Annotated in this window: 21 protein-coding genes and 5 pseudogenes; 9 read left to right on the top strand and 17 right to left on the bottom strand. The window is 62.1% G+C overall.

The window, feature by feature from the left end:
* Window position 1 precedes the first annotated feature (1 nt).
* From CFAEC_RS13790 to CFAEC_RS13775, 4 genes and pseudogenes are all read right to left on the bottom strand, one after another.
* Window positions 2-890, bottom strand: a pseudogene (locus tag CFAEC_RS13790) (IS5 family transposase).
* A 103-nt stretch (window positions 891-993) separates the two neighbouring features.
* A pseudogene (locus CFAEC_RS13785) lies at window positions 994-1,296 on the bottom strand (Nramp family divalent metal transporter); the annotation flags it as partial.
* A 366-nt stretch (window positions 1,297-1,662) separates the two neighbouring features.
* The gene (locus tag CFAEC_RS13780) at window positions 1,663-2,280 is read right to left on the bottom strand and encodes a recombinase family protein (RefSeq protein WP_003860186.1); all 618 of its coding nucleotides are present in this window, start codon (window positions 2,278-2,280) and stop codon (window positions 1,663-1,665) included.
* A gap of 187 nt (window positions 2,281-2,467) precedes the next feature.
* Window positions 2,468-3,094: a recombinase family protein gene (locus CFAEC_RS13775; protein ID WP_290280011.1), complete on the bottom strand. Its 627-nt coding sequence runs from the start codon at window positions 3,092-3,094 to the stop codon at window positions 2,468-2,470.
* Between the two features lie 350 nt (window positions 3,095-3,444).
* Here CFAEC_RS13775 and cmtR point away from each other — a divergent pair, with 350 nt between their 5' ends.
* Both cmtR and CFAEC_RS13765 read left to right on the top strand, forming a co-directional pair.
* A complete protein-coding gene (cmtR, locus tag CFAEC_RS13770) occupies window positions 3,445-3,804 on the top strand; it encodes a Cd(II)/Pb(II)-sensing metalloregulatory transcriptional regulator CmtR (RefSeq protein WP_290280009.1) in 360 nt (119 codons plus the stop codon).
* Entirely contained in the window at window positions 3,804-4,400 is a 597-nt protein-coding gene (locus CFAEC_RS13765; protein WP_042622301.1) for a cadmium resistance transporter, read from the top strand. Before cmtR ends, CFAEC_RS13765 begins: the two co-directional genes overlap by 1 nt.
* Before the next feature lie 115 nt (window positions 4,401-4,515).
* Here CFAEC_RS13765 and CFAEC_RS13760 read toward each other — a convergent pair whose 3' ends face one another.
* On the bottom strand, window positions 4,516-5,226 hold the full coding sequence (locus CFAEC_RS13760) for an IS6-like element IS1628 family transposase (RefSeq protein WP_010889963.1): 711 nt from the start codon (window positions 5,224-5,226) through the stop codon (window positions 4,516-4,518).
* Here CFAEC_RS13760 and CFAEC_RS13755 point away from each other — a divergent pair.
* From CFAEC_RS13755 to CFAEC_RS13750, 3 genes and pseudogenes are all read left to right on the top strand, one after another.
* The gene (locus CFAEC_RS13755) at window positions 5,225-5,545 is read left to right on the top strand and encodes a hypothetical protein (protein ID WP_194687793.1); all 321 of its coding nucleotides are present in this window, start codon (window positions 5,225-5,227) and stop codon (window positions 5,543-5,545) included. The two genes, CFAEC_RS13760 and CFAEC_RS13755, sit on opposite strands and share 2 nt — an antisense overlap.
* Window positions 5,546-5,761: 216 nt before the next feature.
* Window positions 5,762-5,866: pseudogene (locus CFAEC_RS14305) on the top strand (hypothetical protein); the annotation flags it as partial.
* Between the two features lie 84 nt (window positions 5,867-5,950).
* Complete coding sequence (locus CFAEC_RS13750) at window positions 5,951-6,613, top strand: methyltransferase domain-containing protein (protein ID WP_197077863.1); 663 nt, start codon at window positions 5,951-5,953, stop codon at window positions 6,611-6,613.
* A 47-nt stretch (window positions 6,614-6,660) separates the two neighbouring features.
* On the opposite strand, the gene tet(Z) is transcribed toward CFAEC_RS13750, so the two are convergent.
* Window positions 6,661-7,854, bottom strand: coding sequence for a tetracycline efflux MFS transporter Tet(Z) (gene tet(Z) / locus CFAEC_RS13745; RefSeq protein ID WP_114950139.1), 1,194 nt, complete (start codon window positions 7,852-7,854; stop codon window positions 6,661-6,663).
* 59 nt (window positions 7,855-7,913) lie between these two features.
* Between tet(Z) and CFAEC_RS14350 the strand changes: the two are divergent.
* Both CFAEC_RS14350 and CFAEC_RS14345 read left to right on the top strand, forming a co-directional pair.
* Window positions 7,914-8,030 (top strand): annotated as a pseudogene (locus CFAEC_RS14350) (hypothetical protein); the annotation flags it as partial.
* Between the two features lie 132 nt (window positions 8,031-8,162).
* Complete coding sequence (locus CFAEC_RS14345) at window positions 8,163-8,513, top strand: TetR/AcrR family transcriptional regulator C-terminal domain-containing protein (protein WP_435384293.1); 351 nt, start codon at window positions 8,163-8,165, stop codon at window positions 8,511-8,513.
* Between the two features lie 13 nt (window positions 8,514-8,526).
* Here CFAEC_RS14345 and CFAEC_RS13735 read toward each other — a convergent pair whose 3' ends face one another.
* Complete coding sequence (locus CFAEC_RS13735; RefSeq protein ID WP_235362322.1) at window positions 8,527-9,195, bottom strand: TetR/AcrR family transcriptional regulator; 669 nt, start codon at window positions 9,193-9,195, stop codon at window positions 8,527-8,529.
* Window positions 9,196-9,294: 99 nt separating this feature from the next.
* Window positions 9,295-9,492: pseudogene (locus CFAEC_RS14300) on the bottom strand (GntR family transcriptional regulator); the annotation flags it as partial.
* Between the two features lie 129 nt (window positions 9,493-9,621).
* Between CFAEC_RS14300 and CFAEC_RS13730 the strand changes: the two are divergent.
* The gene (locus CFAEC_RS13730) at window positions 9,622-10,830 is read left to right on the top strand and encodes an FAD-dependent monooxygenase (RefSeq protein WP_010889968.1); all 1,209 of its coding nucleotides are present in this window, start codon (window positions 9,622-9,624) and stop codon (window positions 10,828-10,830) included.
* 105 nt (window positions 10,831-10,935) lie between these two features.
* Entirely contained in the window at window positions 10,936-11,250 is a 315-nt protein-coding gene (locus CFAEC_RS13725; protein ID WP_194687794.1) for a DUF4113 domain-containing protein, read from the top strand.
* A gap of 2 nt (window positions 11,251-11,252) precedes the next feature.
* Here CFAEC_RS13725 and CFAEC_RS13720 read toward each other — a convergent pair whose 3' ends face one another.
* From CFAEC_RS13720 to CFAEC_RS13680, 9 genes are all read right to left on the bottom strand, one after another.
* Window positions 11,253-11,471 (bottom strand): helix-turn-helix domain-containing protein, encoded by a 219-nt coding sequence (locus CFAEC_RS13720; protein WP_013347362.1) that lies wholly within the window; start codon window positions 11,469-11,471, stop codon window positions 11,253-11,255.
* 35 nt (window positions 11,472-11,506) lie between these two features.
* A complete protein-coding gene (locus tag CFAEC_RS13715; RefSeq protein ID WP_010889969.1) occupies window positions 11,507-12,259 on the bottom strand; it encodes a hypothetical protein in 753 nt (250 codons plus the stop codon).
* Window positions 12,256-12,705 carry a DUF192 domain-containing protein gene (locus CFAEC_RS13710; RefSeq protein ID WP_010889970.1) on the bottom strand — a complete coding sequence of 150 codons (450 nt, stop codon included), beginning with the start codon at window positions 12,703-12,705 and terminating at the stop codon, window positions 12,256-12,258. The genes CFAEC_RS13715 and CFAEC_RS13710 overlap by 4 nt, the downstream gene beginning before the upstream one ends.
* 3 nt (window positions 12,706-12,708) lie before the next feature.
* Entirely contained in the window at window positions 12,709-13,110 is a 402-nt protein-coding gene (locus CFAEC_RS14295; protein WP_010889971.1) for a ParB family protein, read from the bottom strand.
* Window positions 13,107-13,904 carry a ParA family protein gene (locus CFAEC_RS13700; RefSeq protein ID WP_010889972.1) on the bottom strand — a complete coding sequence of 266 codons (798 nt, stop codon included), beginning with the start codon at window positions 13,902-13,904 and terminating at the stop codon, window positions 13,107-13,109. Before CFAEC_RS13700 ends, CFAEC_RS14295 begins: the two co-directional genes overlap by 4 nt.
* A gap of 88 nt (window positions 13,905-13,992) precedes the next feature.
* Window positions 13,993-14,358: a single-stranded DNA-binding protein gene (locus CFAEC_RS13695; protein ID WP_010889973.1), complete on the bottom strand. Its 366-nt coding sequence runs from the start codon at window positions 14,356-14,358 to the stop codon at window positions 13,993-13,995.
* Window positions 14,359-14,418: 60 nt separating this feature from the next.
* A complete protein-coding gene (locus CFAEC_RS13690; RefSeq protein ID WP_290280179.1) occupies window positions 14,419-14,562 on the bottom strand; it encodes a hypothetical protein in 144 nt (47 codons plus the stop codon).
* 151 nt (window positions 14,563-14,713) lie between these two features.
* Window positions 14,714-14,956, bottom strand: coding sequence for a hypothetical protein (locus CFAEC_RS13685; protein WP_194687792.1), 243 nt, complete (start codon window positions 14,954-14,956; stop codon window positions 14,714-14,716).
* A 70-nt stretch (window positions 14,957-15,026) separates the two neighbouring features.
* On the bottom strand, window positions 15,027-15,284 hold the full coding sequence (locus CFAEC_RS13680) for a glutaredoxin family protein (RefSeq protein ID WP_010889956.1): 258 nt from the start codon (window positions 15,282-15,284) through the stop codon (window positions 15,027-15,029).
* Window positions 15,285-15,412: the final 128 nt, after the last annotated feature.

Raw genomic sequence — 15,412 nt, 5'->3', positions numbered from 1 at the left:
GTTACGAAAGTCGTTTCAGCCAGTACCGGATCACCGCCAGCTGAACCGTGGCCTCGAAGTGCACCGCTAACTTGTCGAAACGCGTGGCACACCCACGGTGCTGCTTAATCCGATTAATGCCCCGCTCCACGGCATTACGCCGCCGGTAGGCGGCCGCATCGAAGGCAGGGGGTCGGCCACCAGCTGATCCCCGCCGCTTCCGGTGGGCGACCTGGTCCCTGGGCTGGGAGATCGTCGCCTTGATACCCCGTGAGCTCAGATATTTTCGGTTCGCGCGCGAGGAGTACGCCTTGTCCGCCAGCACCCGTTTAGGGCGGCGCCGCGGCCGACCCCGGCCGGTGGACGGCACCCGGATCTTCTCGATCACCGGCACCATCTGCGGACCGTCACCTACCTGACCTGGGGTGATCACAAAGGACAGCACCCCGCAGTCCGCGTCGATACCGACGTGGATCTTCGTTGACCAGCCACCCCGGGAGCGGCCGAAACCATGATCAGCCGGCTCTGTGGGGTGCCGGGCGGTACTATCTTTCCGCGCGCCCGCGGCGTGGACATGGCCCCGGGCGGTGGTGGAATCCACGCTGACCTCCCAGGACAGTTTCCCTTTCTCCTGGGCGTGGGTGAGCAACCGGGTGTGCACGTGGGTCCACACCCCGTCGGCCCGCAGACGAATGAACAGATGGTAGACCCGCCACCACGGCCCGTAGCGTTCATGAACATCCCGCCACGGGCAACCAGTCCGAACACGGAAGAAGATGCCGTTGACCAGGGATCGTAGATCCCAGGTGCGCGGTCGTCCCCGGCGTGACGGGGCAGGCAGGAGTGGAGCGAGCAGGTCCCATTGAAGCGTCGGTGAGGTCATGGCGCGCAGAGGGCGGTAAAGTAGGCAACGAGGGTTTCCTTGCAAGCGTTGATGATTAGACACCAACAGCGTGCGTGGGGAAACCCTCGCTTGTGTTTAGGACACGCCGGTCTCACTCACCGGAATTTCGTAACAGGACCTAGGTCCGTGGCCGCGGCCACCGTCTCTGCTTGCGCCCAGAACATCAAGCGCCGTCCCCGCGGTAGCCGTTGCCCCAGCAACTCCGGCAGGGAATAACCGGTGACCAACCCGAGTTTGGCCGAGAGGTACTGCACGAGCATCGCCATGACATTGGCGACCACCAGCACCCACACCAGCAGGTACCCGTACTGCGCCCCGGCGGTGATATTCGCCGCGACGTTACCCGGGTCCACATAGGCCACCGCAGCCACGAAGGCCGGGCCCAGCAGCCAGGGCAGAGGCTGCCGGCTCACCCGTCGCCCACCCGGTACTCTTTGCACCGCTTGGTCCGAGTCGCCCCAGGCGCCCCTGAGTTTCATAAAAGTTAAGTTACACGAACTTATAGTCTCGGGGGGTAACTTTTAGGGATACTGCCGCACTCGCGAGATGCGCGGCCCTTCTCTGGCACGATGAAGATCAGGGGTATTTTCCCGGGCCGACTTTTCCTGCCATGAGATCATCCTGGGATGTGACTCACAGACTCTTTTGGCGACTGCAGTGATGGGGAAGTCGATGGGACCGGATTCTCCCCCTCAATTTTTCTCCCCTATACCTCTATATATAAGACACCTCGAGACGACCCCAGAAAACCCGATCCACCCGCGCTCTACCGCCAGTAGTCAGCTCCCGGAAAGCAGCTTGCGCCCATCCTCCCGCAGCTCACCGGTGGGAGAGACGTGCCGGTAGAGGGTCTGACGGGTAATCCCGAGTTCTTTACACAACGCGGCGACGCTGGTTTCGGGTTGGCCCATTGCCGCCATCGCCAACCGCACTTTCGCCGGTGTCATCTTGAACGGCCGACCACCCTTGCGCCCGCGGGCCCGCGCCGACTCCAGGCCGGCCTTCGTCCGCTCCGAGATCAACTCGCGTTCGAACTCGGCCAGGGCGGCGAAGATCCCGAACACGAGCTTGCCCTGGGCCGAGGTGGTATCGATTGCCGCCCCCTGCCCGGTGAGAACTTTGAGTCCTACTTCGCGGGCGGTGAGATCGTGGACGATGTTGACCAGGTGCCGCAGATTCCTGCCCAGCCGGTCGAGCTTCCACACCAGCAGGGTGTCCCCGGGACGCAGTGCCTTGAGGCAGGCATCCAGGTGTGGGCGGTCTTCTTGCTTGCCTGACGCCCGGTCCTCGTAGAGATGCCCCGGATCCACCCCGGCCGCGATGAGGGCGTCGCGTTGCAGATCCGTCGTCTGCGATCCATCCGACTTCGAGACCCGCATATACCCAATCAGTGCCATAGTGTTCTCCCATCACTTATACGATCATTTACGTGACACGCATCGAAAAAATATCGTTGTCAGGGTCAGAAGGCGATTGAACAAACACGATGTGGTGAGCAGGGCTGTGCACGCGCCTTCTGACCACTATCTGGTCACTACCCGCGTGCACAAGACGACAAGTGTCAGAAGTCCTGTTCACCAACCGTCACCCCAAGGTGGGGTGTGAGGCGTCAGGGATGTCTGCGGCGGTGTGGGTTTCCACCGGCCGGGGTGGCAGGTGCCGGTAGAGACTGGAGCGGGTGATGCCGGTCTTCTCCACGATCTTGCTCATTGAATACCCTTCGTTGCGCAGATGTTCTGCGTATCGGAGTTTGTCCGGGTCCACCACACTGGGCCGGCCCACGCGCTTTCCCTTGGCCTCGGCCACGGCCCGGGCATGGGCCGCGCGTTCAACGGCGTAGGTGCGTTCCATCTGCCCGAACAGCGAGAGGATCACCACTGATAGTTGGGCCATCGGATCATTCGGGTTCGAGGAATCGACCTTGATGGGATCGGCCAAGGTGCGCACCCCGACCTCACGCTCCTGAAGGTCATGGATCAGGTTAAGGGTGTCACGGACGGTGCGGCCCAGCCGGTCGAGGGTGTGGACGACGATGACATCTCCCTCGCGGGCTTGCTCCAGGGCTTGCTGGAGTCCGGGCCGATTCGTGGTGGATCCGGATTTCTTATCGACGTAAATATATTTATCCGCAACACCTTCTTTGCGTAGCGCGTCGATCTGGCGGTCGAGGTCTTGTTTTGCGGTGGAAACCCGGGCGTAACCAATATCCATGACCTACAGCGTACCGGAAGTCTATTCTGCAGCAGGTTTCGTGAGTCAGTTCGTTGGAATAGCTTGTGGAACAGTTTCGTCCTGGGGCTATGTATTTTCACTTGGTTTCATTAAGGGTGTTCCACTTCCTTGGAAGTGGGACACCTTGATCGGTACGTGGGCCGCCACTGGCCTGGGCCGGAAGCTGCCGGCAATAGCCCTCACCTTTAAATCACGTCGGGAACACCGCCAACTAGGCAGCCGCTTCCTTCCTGCGCAGTGAAGGCCTCAGCCTGAAAGTGCAGACGACCTCTGGCAACGACGCCACCCCATGTCGAAGTTAGTTCAGCAACAGCTGTATAGTTCAGCACATGCTGACTATTGCTTCTCATCTAGACGTGATGAACCGGTTGGGTCGGGCCATGGCGGATCCGACTCGTTCCCGCATTCTCCTGGCGCTGCTGGAGGGGCCGGCCTACCCGGCCGCTCTCGCCCAGGATCTGGAACTGACGCGCTCGAACGTGTCGAACCATCTCGCCTGCCTGAGGGACTGCGGAATTGTTGTCGCCGAACCGCAGGGGCGACAGACCCGCTACGAGATCGTTGATGCTCATCTGGCGCAGGCGTTGAACGCGTTGCTGGATATCACCCTGGCCGTCGATGACAACGCCGAATGCATCGACGCCGGATGCGCCGTACCTGGGTGTGTCACTGGACAGGAGAGTGCGTAGTGGTAACCGGTCTACTGTCGGCGATTGGTCTGTTTATCGCCACCAATATCGACGACATCATCGTGCTCTCGCTGTTTTTTGCCCGCGGGGCGGGGCAAAAAGGGACCACGCTTCGGATTCTGGCTGGTCAGTACCTCGGCTTCATGGGCATCCTCGCGGCCGCAGTCCTGGTCACGCTGGGGGCAGGAGCATTCCTACCTGCTGAGGCGATCCCGTACTTCGGACTAATTCCCCTGGCCCTGGGACTATGGGCGGCCTGGCAGGCCTGGCGAAGCGATGATGACGACGATGATGATGCGAAGATCGCCGGGAAAAAGGTGGGTGTGCTGACCGTCGCCGGTGTGACGTTTGCCAACGGTGGCGACAATATCGGCGTCTACGTCCCGGTCTTCCTCAACGTGGACACTGCCGCCGTCATCATCTACTGCATCGTTTTCCTCGTCCTGGTGGCAGGCCTGGTCCTGCTGGCAAAGTTCGTGGCCACCCGCCCGCCCATCGCAGAAGTCCTTGAGCGCTGGGAGCACGTGCTGTTCCCGATCGTCCTGATCGGCCTGGGCATCTTCATCCTCGTCAGCGGCGGCGCCTTCGGCCTCTAATAAGCCCATCCCGAGCGCCCGGGTGGCCTATCCAGGTGTGGTGCTGTTGCAACTTGGGGCGGGAGCCAAGAAGGCTCCGTTTTTATTGTGTGATCAACGCTATGTGCCTGTGTTGTCAGGCCGTCTCGAATACCCGGCTAACAATCACTGCATCCGGATTCGGGTGACCATAGGCAAACATCGTGCCCTGCCCCTTCCGCAATGAGTGCATCGCCTCCATCCCTTTCAACGTCCGGTAGGCAGACGTTCGGTTTTTGAATGCGCCTTTCGGCCCCAGGATCCGCTTTAACCGACCATGGTCGCCTTCAATGACGTTGTTGAGGTATTTCACCCGACGATGCTCGACCGTCGATGGACAGACGCCTTCCGCCTTCAGCTCAGAGATTGCCCTGGCGAGTGAGGGGGCCTTGTCGGTGCTGATCACCCGCGGATAGCCTGCCGATTTATTCGACCGCAGCGTCTTCGCCAGGAAACGCTTCGCCGCCGCGACGTTTCTCTTCGGGGAGAGGTAGAAGTCCAGGGTCTGGCCACCGGCGGTGATTGCCCGATAGAGGTAGCACCACTTTCCCCCGACCCGGATATAGGTCTCATCCACCCGCCAGGACCTGGCCTGCCAGTCAGGAACTTGCCGATACCACCGGGTCTTCTTATCCAGCTCAGGAGCATATTTCTGGACCCAGCGGTAGATCGTGGTGTGATCGACCGGCACTCCCCGCTCGGTCATCATCTCTTCGAGGTCGCGATAGCTCACGCCGTAGCGGCAGTACCACCGCACCGCCCACAGGATGATTTCACGAGGGAACTGCCGACCGGAGAAGATGCCCATGGACCTGATTATTCCACGCCGGTCTTCCTACTGCCCCAACTTTGCAACAGCACCGGCGAGGGATGGTCACGTGCTGCGCCTCGGCCAGCCGAAGCAGCATGCCTTCTTCTTCCGGCGTCACCTTCACCTTGTGATGGTGCTGCCGTCCGCCTTCGACGTTGGCACGACGTCGGCGCGCGAACAAGCGACCTGTGGGAGTCTGTTCGTCACCCAACGGGATCACCTTCTTTCGGCCCAGCGCAGCGACCCCGCCTTGTGCGGGGACCACACCTCCAGTGTGCCCCATCCTCGACACGAAGTCGAGGACAAAGCGACTTAGGGGACCTAAGTCTATAGCTTGCTACTTCGCTACGGATACCCCGTGTAAGGCAGTCCTGTACCCGTAAATGTGCAAGACGGCTCCTAAGACTTCAACCAACTTTCCAACTCCGGATCCCACAAGACCGCCGATGACTGTGTGAGAGTCGTTGTCTCGCCCCCAGAAGGCCGAGATCGTCTTTGACACCGTCGTTCGACCGAAGAGAGGTAGACCATCATGTCAGCCCTGGCCGCACCTGGCCTCAGCGCTATCCGTGACTCACTCCGGTGCCCGATCTGCGCCGGTCGCCTCGAACTGACACCGGGGGCACTGCGTTGTCGTCAGCGACACACCTTCAACATCGCTCGGCACGGCTACGTCAGCCTACTGTCTGGGACTAATGCGATCAGCGGGGATGATGCGCCGATGATCCAAGCTCGAGAACGTTTCCTCGCGACCGGCGCCTACGAGCCGATACGCCGGGCCGTCTCGACGATGGTGTCTCATACGATCCCTCGTGATGGCATAGTTCTCGATGTTGGCTGTGGTACCGGCTACTACCTCGCCGGTGCGCTCGACAAAGTGACCGGGGCTCGCGGCCTGGGGCTTGACTCCTCGGTGCGTGCGCTGCGGGTCGCTGCGCGCGTCCACGAGCGAGCAGCCGCAGCGAGCTGGGACGTGTTCCGCCCGTATCCGTTGGCCGACCAGTCGGTGGATGCTGTGCTGAACATGTTCGCTCCGCGCAACCCCGGCGAGTTTCACCGGGTCCTCCGCCCGAACGGCAGCCTGATCGTGGTGCGTCCGACGGTCGACCACCTGGCCGAGTTGCGCCGCGATGTGCCCGACTCGGTGACTATCGATGTTTCCAAGGAGCAACGCCTGCATGACGCCCTGGCACCGTTCTTCGAACAGGAGCGAGATCAACACGTCGGCTACATCGCAGAGATTGAACCGCAAACGGCTCGCGATCTGCTCGGAATGACGCCGAGTGCGCGGCACATCACCCCGGCAGAGGTCTCGGACGACGACCTGCCCGAGCGAGTCACCATATCCGTGCTTGTCAGCTCATACCGGCTACGGGAGACTTGACTGGTGGCAGAGCGATCCCGTCGCATCGGGATGGCACCTTAGCGCGGTTATCGAGATCGCCGTGAGGCGCATGTCTCACGGATCATCAGGAGGGCGCAGAGAACGTAGAGCGCTGCGGCGCAGATCCAGAGGGTGCCGTCTGCATTCGTTCGGGTGAGTGCGAAAATGCCGGTGAAGGTGACCGGGCCGATGATCGAGGTGAGGCTGTTCAGGCTTGCAAGTGTTCCCTGCAGGCGTCCCTGCTGCTGCTCGGGCGCGCGTCTCGAGAGCAGCGTCTGCAGTGCGGGCAACGTGATGCTGCCGAGTCCGAGCGCTGCGAGGATCGGTAGCATCGCCCATGTGCTGGCGATGAGGGCAAGGCCGATGAGCCCAATGGCGTCTGCGGCGATACCGACGAGGATCGCCCGGGTCTCGCCGATCCGGGACACGATGCGTCCGGTCAGTGCCGCCTGCACGAATACTTGCACCATTCCGAAGATGGATAGCGAAACGCCGACTTCGACGGGGTTCCAGTCGAGGCGCTGCTGCGTGAAGAGCACCCAGGTGGAGCCTGGTGCTTGGCCGATGAACTGCACGATGCCGAAGACTGCGAGAAGGATAAGCATCCCCGGCACTGCGGTTCGCTTCGCCGTACCGGGTTGCTGTGCGTGCGAGCCGTTGCTGCCCGGTGGCCGCGTCTCACGCAGAAGACTCGCGCTGAGTACGAGGGTGATTCCGGCGAGCGCGGCGGCGACGAGGAATGGCAGATGCGGTGAGACCCCGCCGAAAAGACCGCCAATGGCGGGACCCGCGATCATGCCACCGCCGTAGCATGCGCCGAGCCACCCGTAGCGTTTTGCGCGCTGATCCGGCGGAGTAATGTCGGCGATCACCGTCGCGGTGACGGCGTTCGTGGCGCCGGTAATGCCTGCAACCGCGCGGGCGAGGTAAAAGACCCACAGCGTGTCCGTCAGTGCGAGCACGAGGTAGTCGATCGTCGCGCCTGCGAGGGAGGCGACAAGCACGCGGCGGCGTCCGAAACGGTCAGAGAGTCGGCCAAGGATCGGGGCGCAAAGAAACTGCATGATCGCATAGAGCGCTGTCAGTAGTCCGACGTGCAGTGGGATCATGTCGTCGGGGGCACCGACCTGGTCGAGAAGGGTAGGCAAGATCGGCATCACGAGGCCCAGCCCTGCAGCATCGAGGGTCGCCGTGATGAGCACGGCTGTCAGGATTCCACGATGAGAGTAGCGAGCAGTCAGATGAGAGTAGCGAGCAGTCACTTTATCTAAGATAAAGTTATCGATGATAAAGTGCAACTATGACTCACCACCGGAAGCGTCTCGACCGCACGTCCGTGTTGCTCGGGGCCCGGCAGGTGCTCGACGAGACTGGGCTCGATGGCTTCACCACTCGCGCGCTGGCGGCTCACTTACAGGTACAGCAGCCCGGCCTCTACTGGCACTTCCGCACGAAGGCCGAACTCCTCGCAGCGCTGGCGAGCGACGTGCTTGACCGAGAGCATCACGCTTCCTTCCCCGAGTCCGACGAGAAATGGGACGCATTTCTCTTGCGAAACGCAAGAAGTTTCCGCCACGCACTACACGCGGTCCGTGACGGTGCGCGTCTCCACGCTGAGCACCACCGCAGACCATCCGGCGACGACACCGACGAAGGAGCTGAGGCTTCCGGTCAGCAAGTCGGGCTTCTCGTGTCTCAGGGATTCGATGAACAGACAGCCATCAGCATGCTCATCGCGGTCAGCCGATACACCGTCGGTGTCGTACTGGAGGAGCAAACCGCAGAGGTCGGCAATGCGAGCGTTCCTGAACGCGACCGGGAATTCGATTTCGGCCTGACAGCACTGATCGACGGATTCTCTCACTCCCGCACAGCGTCATTGACCTCGAGCGAATCGTGACCTCATTCGACGCTCAGCGGGTTCGCGCGAGACGGGAAAAGATCCCGTCCACCATAAGCGCCAGACCGCGCTCATAGGCACGATCAAGATCGAGGGCATAACCCGAGCCGATCAAGGATTTCAGCGCGGCGTGGTTCTCATTCGAACTGAGTTGCTCGAGTTTGTCGATACGCTCATCGATCCAGGTATCTGCATCGACACCGGTGATAGATTCTGCCTCTGTTTCGGGCTCGAGCAAAATTGCCGTGCCTCGCGCCTGCGTGAAGAGCAGAATGTGCGTCTCCATCGCTTCTTCGGCACTGATACCCGCCCGAGTGAGTGTTCGAATCACCCACTCTGCGAAGACGAGTGCTGCGGGCACTAATTGCGGGCGTGTGACGGAAAGCTGCGGAGCAAGCCACGGATGCCGTCGGAACACTCGCCACAGCTCTCGATGTCCGCGGATCAGATCTTCACGCCAGGTCCCGACTTCATCACCCGCAGACCAATCGCGAAGCGCACGATCCATCATCGCGAAAAGCAGATGTTCCTGGCTCGGGTAGAACCGATATAGCGTGGCCGACCCCATATGGACCACATTCGCGACCCTCCGCATCGAAAGCGAGTCAATACCCTCGACATCGGCGATGGAAACAGCGGCAGTTACGATGCGTTCCGCAACGGCATCATCTGCTTCCGGCACCGGACGCTGCACATGCTGCCGCCGTTGTGGGTGCTGGGGTGCGTCTCGTGAGCTGCGCCCACCCCTTGCCCCTGGTGCCGTTGTCGCGACGACCGTTCCGACACCGGGCACCGGTGTCGCCAGTCCCTCGGATCGCAGTAGTGCGTGCACACGACTGGCCGTTGCAATTGCGACATTCCACGTACCAGTGATCTCCCTGGCAGAAGGAAGCATCTCCCCGGGCCGCAATTCTCCAGCAAATATCTGCGCCCGCAGCTCGGCAGCGATCTCCGCAGATGACGTTCCCACCCTTGCCATCCTGTACTAGAACACCAGCGTTGGCAAGCGATGAGAACCTTGCCATTCCGTCACAGTGGAGCAGGTCTCAGCATCGCTGTACTAGTACGAGCTTGCTCACCATCTCAGGCCTTCCTTAGGTTTGGCGTCATGAATATGAATGAACGACGAGTACTCATCTCTGGCGCAAGCATCGCAGGACTGGCATGCGCCTACTGGCTTCGAAGGCACGGATTCTCCGTCACGATCGTCGAGATCGCTCCCAGCCCACGGCCCGGCGGTCAAGCCGTCGACCTGCGCGGCGCCGGACGCACAGTCATCGACCGTATGGGGCTGCTCAATGGGGCGCGTGCGATCGGCCTCGAGCAGGCGGGCATGTCCTGGGTCGACGCACACGGCCAGACACGCGCCGCCATGCCGACGGATGCGTTCGGCGGAGAAGGATTCATCTCGGAGATCGAGATCCTCCGCGGCGATCTCGTCGACCTGCTCTACCAACAGCTCGGTGACGGTATCGAGTGGATCTTCAACGACACCATCACCGAGCTCGCGCAGAGTTCGAACTACGTGAATGTCACGTTCCGTGGCGCACGCCCACAGCGTTTCGATTTCGTCATCGGCGCCGACGGCTTACATTCGGCAGTTCGGACGGCCGCTTTTGGGCGGGAAGAGGACTTCGTCCATCCGCTCGGGCTGTACACGGCATGGTTCACCGCTCCGGCGTTCGAAGAACTCGACAACTGGTATCAGTTGTACAACCACACCGGCGGACTCGTGGCCTCGATCAGGCCCGGGAGCCAGCCAAGTGAGTCCAAAGCAGCGCTGAGCTTTCGTACCCGCCCCGGAGAGAGGGTCGGCCACGACCGACGCGACCGCGCCTCCCAGATCGCACTCCTGGAAGATCGGTTCGGTGGTGTCGGATGGCATGTTCCGCGGCTGCTCGAGGCCGCGCGCTCGGCATCGGATTTCTCGTTCGATGAGATGGGGAAGGTTCAACTGTCTCGCTGGTGGAATGGCCGCATTGCCCTGATCGGGGATGCAGCCGCCTGTCCGACCCCGCTCAGCGGGCTCGGCACCAGCGTCGCGCTGGTGGGCGCCTATGTGCTCGCCGGAGAACTCGGAGACGGAAGCGACCATGCCGCTGCGTTCGCGGCGTACGATCGCCTCGTTCGCCCGTATGTCGAGGGTGCGCAGCAGCTTGCGGGCGGGCCTGGCGGATATGCGCCGATGACGGCTCTTGCGATCCGGTTCATGCAGGCGTCGATGTCGTGGGCAACACGCTGGCCTATGCGAGGCTTCATGGAGAAACAGTTCAGCAAAGCGTCCGACATTGACCTGCCTGACTACACACCGGCATGACAGCCCTCGACCTGGAGGCGTCTGACTATATTGAAATCTCCGCGATGACAAGGCAGCCGAGCGCCACGACGCTGGCGAGCGTGCGGACGAAGTTCCAGCGCCCCCATGAGCGTTCGAAGGCTTGGCGTGCAGCCCGGATCTCTTCCGGGTTACCAACAAGATCAAACCAGGCAAATACAGGCCACTACGGCGCTCGACAAAACCTTAGCGTCGGATATTCTACTTTTTCACAAGCCACCCCATGAGGCGAAACAGATTGGCCCGTTGATTCAGCAGATTCGTTCTGAACACGGTGTGAAGTCCATCGGTTTAGGTCGGGCTGGACTACAGCAGGGGCCGGCGTGGGAGATGCGGCGGGAGATGATGAGTCCGCGGTACACCACGCACTGGCGTGAGCTACTGACCGTGAAAGCAGCCTGAGGCTATTCGTCGTTGTCGTCACTGGTGAGCAAAAAGTCCCTGACATCCTTCTTCCGGTAGCGCCGCACCCTAGCACCGATCGAAACGGCCTTAAGCCCATATTCCTTGTTCCATTTCAGAACGGTTTGCGGCTTAACACGCATTAGATCGGCGATTTCTTCGGTCGTCGCCCATTCTGGAAGATCGGTGATCAGATCATCGACAGCTTCGGGATCGTTCATTATTTCCTTCCTCGCAGCTTTCTGTTGCAGCGCGCTTAGATGGCGTCCTGCGCGCGGGCGGTGTAGGTCAGACCGGCCCGGCGCAGCGCGTCGGCCGGGGTGCCCTCGGTCCAGTCCGGGACTTCTCCGGTCATCGGCAAGGGCGTGTTTTTTCGGGCGAGCTCGTGCAGCTCGTCGGCGAACGGCTCCCAGGTGAGAGTGTCGGCGGGCTCGTCGATGGCTTCCACCTCGACGGTGAGCCCGCGCCTGGTCAGCTCATGGCGGATCGAGGCCAGATAGGCCTCACGGTACGCGGCCTGATCCTGCTTCCAGAGCCGGTCGATACTCGCGGCGATGGCGTCAGCGCGGGCCACCTGTTCCTCGGTGAGACTGTCGTCCTGTTCGTGCTTGATAGCCTGTCCTGATTCTTCGTCCCACAGTTGTTCCAGACCGAAGTCGTAGAACACGCCCTCAATATCGAGGTGCATGCGCACCGGCTCGGTCCGCCAGGTCAACAGCTCGTCCTCGGGGGTGGTGCTGTGGACGATCTGCCGGACGTAGTCGGCTTCCCAGGAGCCGGGGCGACCGGCCAGCAGCGTATCAACGCCTCCGAGGTTGGCCGCCACGCTCGTGATGACGTGACAGGCGATCTCTCCAAAGTCGGCCGGTTCGGTGTGCTCGTTATCGGTTCCCGCACCGATGGTGCGTGTCGTGCGCGCTGCGGCGGTGAGTGCGGCAATGGCTTGGGCGATGTAGTCGGGCCTGGTGTCGGGCTGCGCTGGGGTCAGTGCGGGGTCGGTGGCACTCACGGGGTTTCCTCTCGGATGGTCACGACGGTTCCGGCGTCGATGCCTGCGAGGGCACCCGCCCGGACTTCTAACAGCGCGTCGACGTCGTTGGGAGACGTCCAGCGCGGACAGCGATCTTGTTCGACCTCGGTACAGGGTTCAAGGGTCTGTACAGCGATCACGCGGTGATCCGCGATCCAGGCGACGTCGAGCGGGAATTTCATTCCGGCCATCCATACTTGGCGTTCTGATTGGCTGGCGAATGAAAACAGCATGCCTTGATCCTCCGACAGCTCGGACCGGCCAGCGAGGCCCGTGCGCTGCTCGTCGGCAGTGCGGGCATGCTCTACCTGGAATTCCAGGGCCGGGCCGAGGGCGACGAGGGCGGTCGCGGGTTCCTCAGGCGTCGAAGCGCATCCGGCTAGCAGGGCAGCCAAGGCCACTGCGGCGGCCGCGTGCGCCCGCATGGCCTAGTCCTCGGACCCTGCGGCCGCCGCGCCGCCCTGGGGCATCTCGCGGGCTCCCACCGATGGGAAGGGCTCGCCGTTGTTGTATTTGGCTTCCAGGCGCTCAACCTCGGCCATCACGGCGCGGTTGACGAACTGGGACAGGTTGCGGTTTCCCTCGGTGGTCATCGTGTAAAGGATGGCACCGCGCACTCGGGCGGTGTCCTCGGGGTCTTGGTAAAACGAGACTTTATGTGGGTACTTCTTTTTGCCGTCGGCCGGCTTCGGCGCCACTGCCCGCGTTGCGGTAGCTGGGGCGGCCGGCACGCTGGCCGCGGGCACTGGGTCTGCCTGTGCAGCTGGTTGAGGTGGGGTGACGGGGCTTGAACCGGCAAGGGATGATTTGCGCGGGGTGGGGCGGGTCATGGCTTGACTCCTTCGATGGTGGCCAGATGTTTGCTGTAGAGGGTGGCCAGCGTGGTCGCTTCGGCGCTCCCCCATTCGTCGAGGCCGCGCGCGGCCTCGGTGGCGTCTGCGATAACGACGCGCTTGGGGATCGGTGGGGTCAACACGCGCAGGCCGCGGGCTTCTGCTGCCGTGTGCAGCTCATCGAGCCACGTTTGACCGCTGACGGTTCGTTCCTCGTGCTGGTTGACGAGCACGCCCGCCACCGTCAACGACGGGTTGTAGTAGCCGCGCACGCTCTCGATGGTGTCAAGGAGCTGGGACAGGCCGCTGAGGCTCCATTGTTTCGAGTGCGTGACAACTAGGACCCCGTGGGCTGCGGTCAGCCCGTTGATGGTGAGCTGGTCCAGGCTTGGGGCGCAGTCGATCAGGATTAGGTCGTAGTCCTCCGCCACGGTGGCCAGGGCTTCCCTGAGGCGGCCCTCGCGGCCTGCCCCGGCAATCACCAGTTCATCGCGCACCGTGCCAAGCGTGACGCCGGAGGTGGGTACGACGTCGAGGCCGGGCCAAATGCCGGGCACGATGACGTCGCGCACGGTCTCGGATGCGCGGGAGCTGAGCGCGTCGGCTAGTCCGGCCTGGTCCTCGCTTACTGGTTCTGCGGCAGCTACGGCGGTGAGGTTGCCCTGGGGGTCGTTGTCGACCACGAGCACCCGTAGGCCTCGGAGCACTCCGGAACGTGCCAGGTGGAAGGTGGTCGTCGATTTACCGACGCCGCCCTTCTGATTGCAGAGGGCGAAAATTTGAGCGGTCACTGTATTACCTCCAATAGTGCTAATAGTACTGTCAGGGGTGCGAAGCTTGCCAGCCGCGCACCCCTGACGGGTTAGGCGTCAGTCTGCCCTAGTCGCTGCTGCGGCTGTTGCGGGTTGCGGTGACTGTCTGGCCGCGCAAGCTGACGGCCACCTCGTCGGCGTTCACTTCGTGCTTGATCCGGGTTCTCTGTTGGCCTTTGTATTCGGTGACGCGATAGCGCCCCGAGAACATCACGCGGATGTTGCCGGACTCCTGCGCGGCGGCGACAAGGTTCGTTGCCTGGTCACCACTTACGGCGACGTCGTAGGCGATGGCTGAGCCGTCGGCGTAACTGCCGTCCTCCTGGCGCAGCCTGTCGGTGACGATGACGCGGGCATAGGTGTATGCGCCGCGCTCCCCTTGGCGCAGTTCGGGGGTGGCGGCCAGGTTGCCGGTTTGGGTGATGTGGCTCATGATTTTTTCCTTCATTGTGTAACTCTAATAGTACTATCAGGGTTATTTGATTGGCAAGGGCTAGTAGCGCTCGACTTCCATCGGACGCCCGTCCATCTGCGAGAGGTACAGGACCCACTCGATGCCGCTGGATGGATTGGGGTTTTCGACCAGCACGCCCCGGACGGGCGAGCCGAATTCAATGGGTCCCAGGCTGTTGGTCACGCGCAGCGGCGTGCGGTACGCGCGGCCCCCATGGCTCAAGATGCGGTCCCCCGACGCGCAGGTCCGCCAGGCGGTGAACGGTGATGGTCTGCATTGCTTCTCCTTTCGGAGCGACCCTAACGGTAATAGTACTATCAGGGCCGCTTGGTGGTTACTCTGCTGCCGCGATCGTCACGGTAACGGGTTCCGCGACATTCTCGATGCGCACGGCGTAGCCGATCGGTGTCCGCTCGACGTGGGCCGTGAGAACCGTACGCCCCTCGTCGTCGTCGAAGTCCACGCGCCCATAGCGCTCGGCCTCCTCCTCGCTTGGGAGGTTCCGGGGCTGCACATGCCAGGCCTTCGGCTCCAGCCGCTCCCCCGTGTCGTAGGGGGTGATGATCTGCTGCTTCATAACTCAGCTCCTTCCATTCTTTCTAACTCTAATAGTACTATCAGAGTTACCCCGGGTCAAGTGCCCTGGATCACTCTCCACTCCTGGTCAGGGTGACCAGCCGGCTGATGTTATCGGGGCGGAAGCCGGACCAATGGTCCTCGCCCGTACCGTCCTCCACGACGCACACCGGGGCCTCGGAGTAACCCAGCTCCTCGGTGACGTACTCGCGAGCTGCGGCGTTCTGCCGAATGTCCACCTCGACGAATTCGAGGCCCTTCTTGGTCATGACGCCCTTGGTCATCTTGCATCGAATGCAGTCTGGCCCGGTGGTGTACACGGTGACCATGCGACTCGCCTCCTGGTTAGTGCTCCGGGTGATTTCCTCTAACTCTAATAGTACTATCACCGCTACCGAAATGCAACGGTAATAGTACTATATGGCCAAGATTTAGACGCCTCGCGGTATGGGTTGCG

This window comes from Corynebacterium faecale (assembly GCF_030408735.1).
In the GTDB taxonomy this organism is placed as follows: Bacteria; Actinomycetota; Actinomycetes; order Mycobacteriales; family Mycobacteriaceae; genus Corynebacterium; species Corynebacterium faecale.
This window is presented reverse-complemented; position numbering and strand designations above follow the sequence as displayed.

Coding starts and splice junctions, on each gene's coding strand:
- CFAEC_RS13695 (WP_010889973.1), bottom strand. CDS start 14,358: ATGAGCCACATCACCCAAACCGGCAACCTGGCCGCCACCCCCGAACTG.
- CFAEC_RS13680 (WP_010889956.1), bottom strand. CDS start 15,284: ATGGTCACCGTGTACACCACCGGGCCAGACTGCATTCGATGCAAGATG.
- CFAEC_RS13760 (WP_010889963.1), bottom strand. CDS start 5,226: ATGGGCATCTTCTCCGGTCGGCAGTTCCCTCGTGAAATCATCCTGTGG.
- CFAEC_RS13710 (WP_010889970.1), bottom strand. CDS start 12,705: ATGCGGGCGCACGCGGCCGCCGCAGTGGCCTTGGCTGCCCTGCTAGCC.
- CFAEC_RS13730 (WP_010889968.1), top strand. CDS start 9,622: ATGAATATGAATGAACGACGAGTACTCATCTCTGGCGCAAGCATCGCA.
- CFAEC_RS13780 (WP_003860186.1), bottom strand. CDS start 2,280: ATGGCACTGATTGGGTATATGCGGGTCTCGAAGTCGGATGGATCGCAG.
- CFAEC_RS13725 (WP_194687794.1), top strand. CDS start 10,936: ATGAGCGTTCGAAGGCTTGGCGTGCAGCCCGGATCTCTTCCGGGTTAC.
- CFAEC_RS13685 (WP_194687792.1), bottom strand. CDS start 14,956: ATGAAGCAGCAGATCATCACCCCCTACGACACGGGGGAGCGGCTGGAG.
- CFAEC_RS13750 (WP_197077863.1), top strand. CDS start 5,951: ATGATCCAAGCTCGAGAACGTTTCCTCGCGACCGGCGCCTACGAGCCG.
- CFAEC_RS13775 (WP_290280011.1), bottom strand. CDS start 3,094: ATGGATATTGGTTACGCCCGGGTTTCCACCGCAAAACAAGACCTCGAC.
- cmtR (WP_290280009.1), top strand. CDS start 3,445: ATGCTGACTATTGCTTCTCATCTAGACGTGATGAACCGGTTGGGTCGG.
- CFAEC_RS13720 (WP_013347362.1), bottom strand. CDS start 11,471: ATGAACGATCCCGAAGCTGTCGATGATCTGATCACCGATCTTCCAGAA.
- CFAEC_RS14295 (WP_010889971.1), bottom strand. CDS start 13,110: ATGACCCGCCCCACCCCGCGCAAATCATCCCTTGCCGGTTCAAGCCCC.
- CFAEC_RS13755 (WP_194687793.1), top strand. CDS start 5,225: ATGGACCTGATTATTCCACGCCGGTCTTCCTACTGCCCCAACTTTGCA.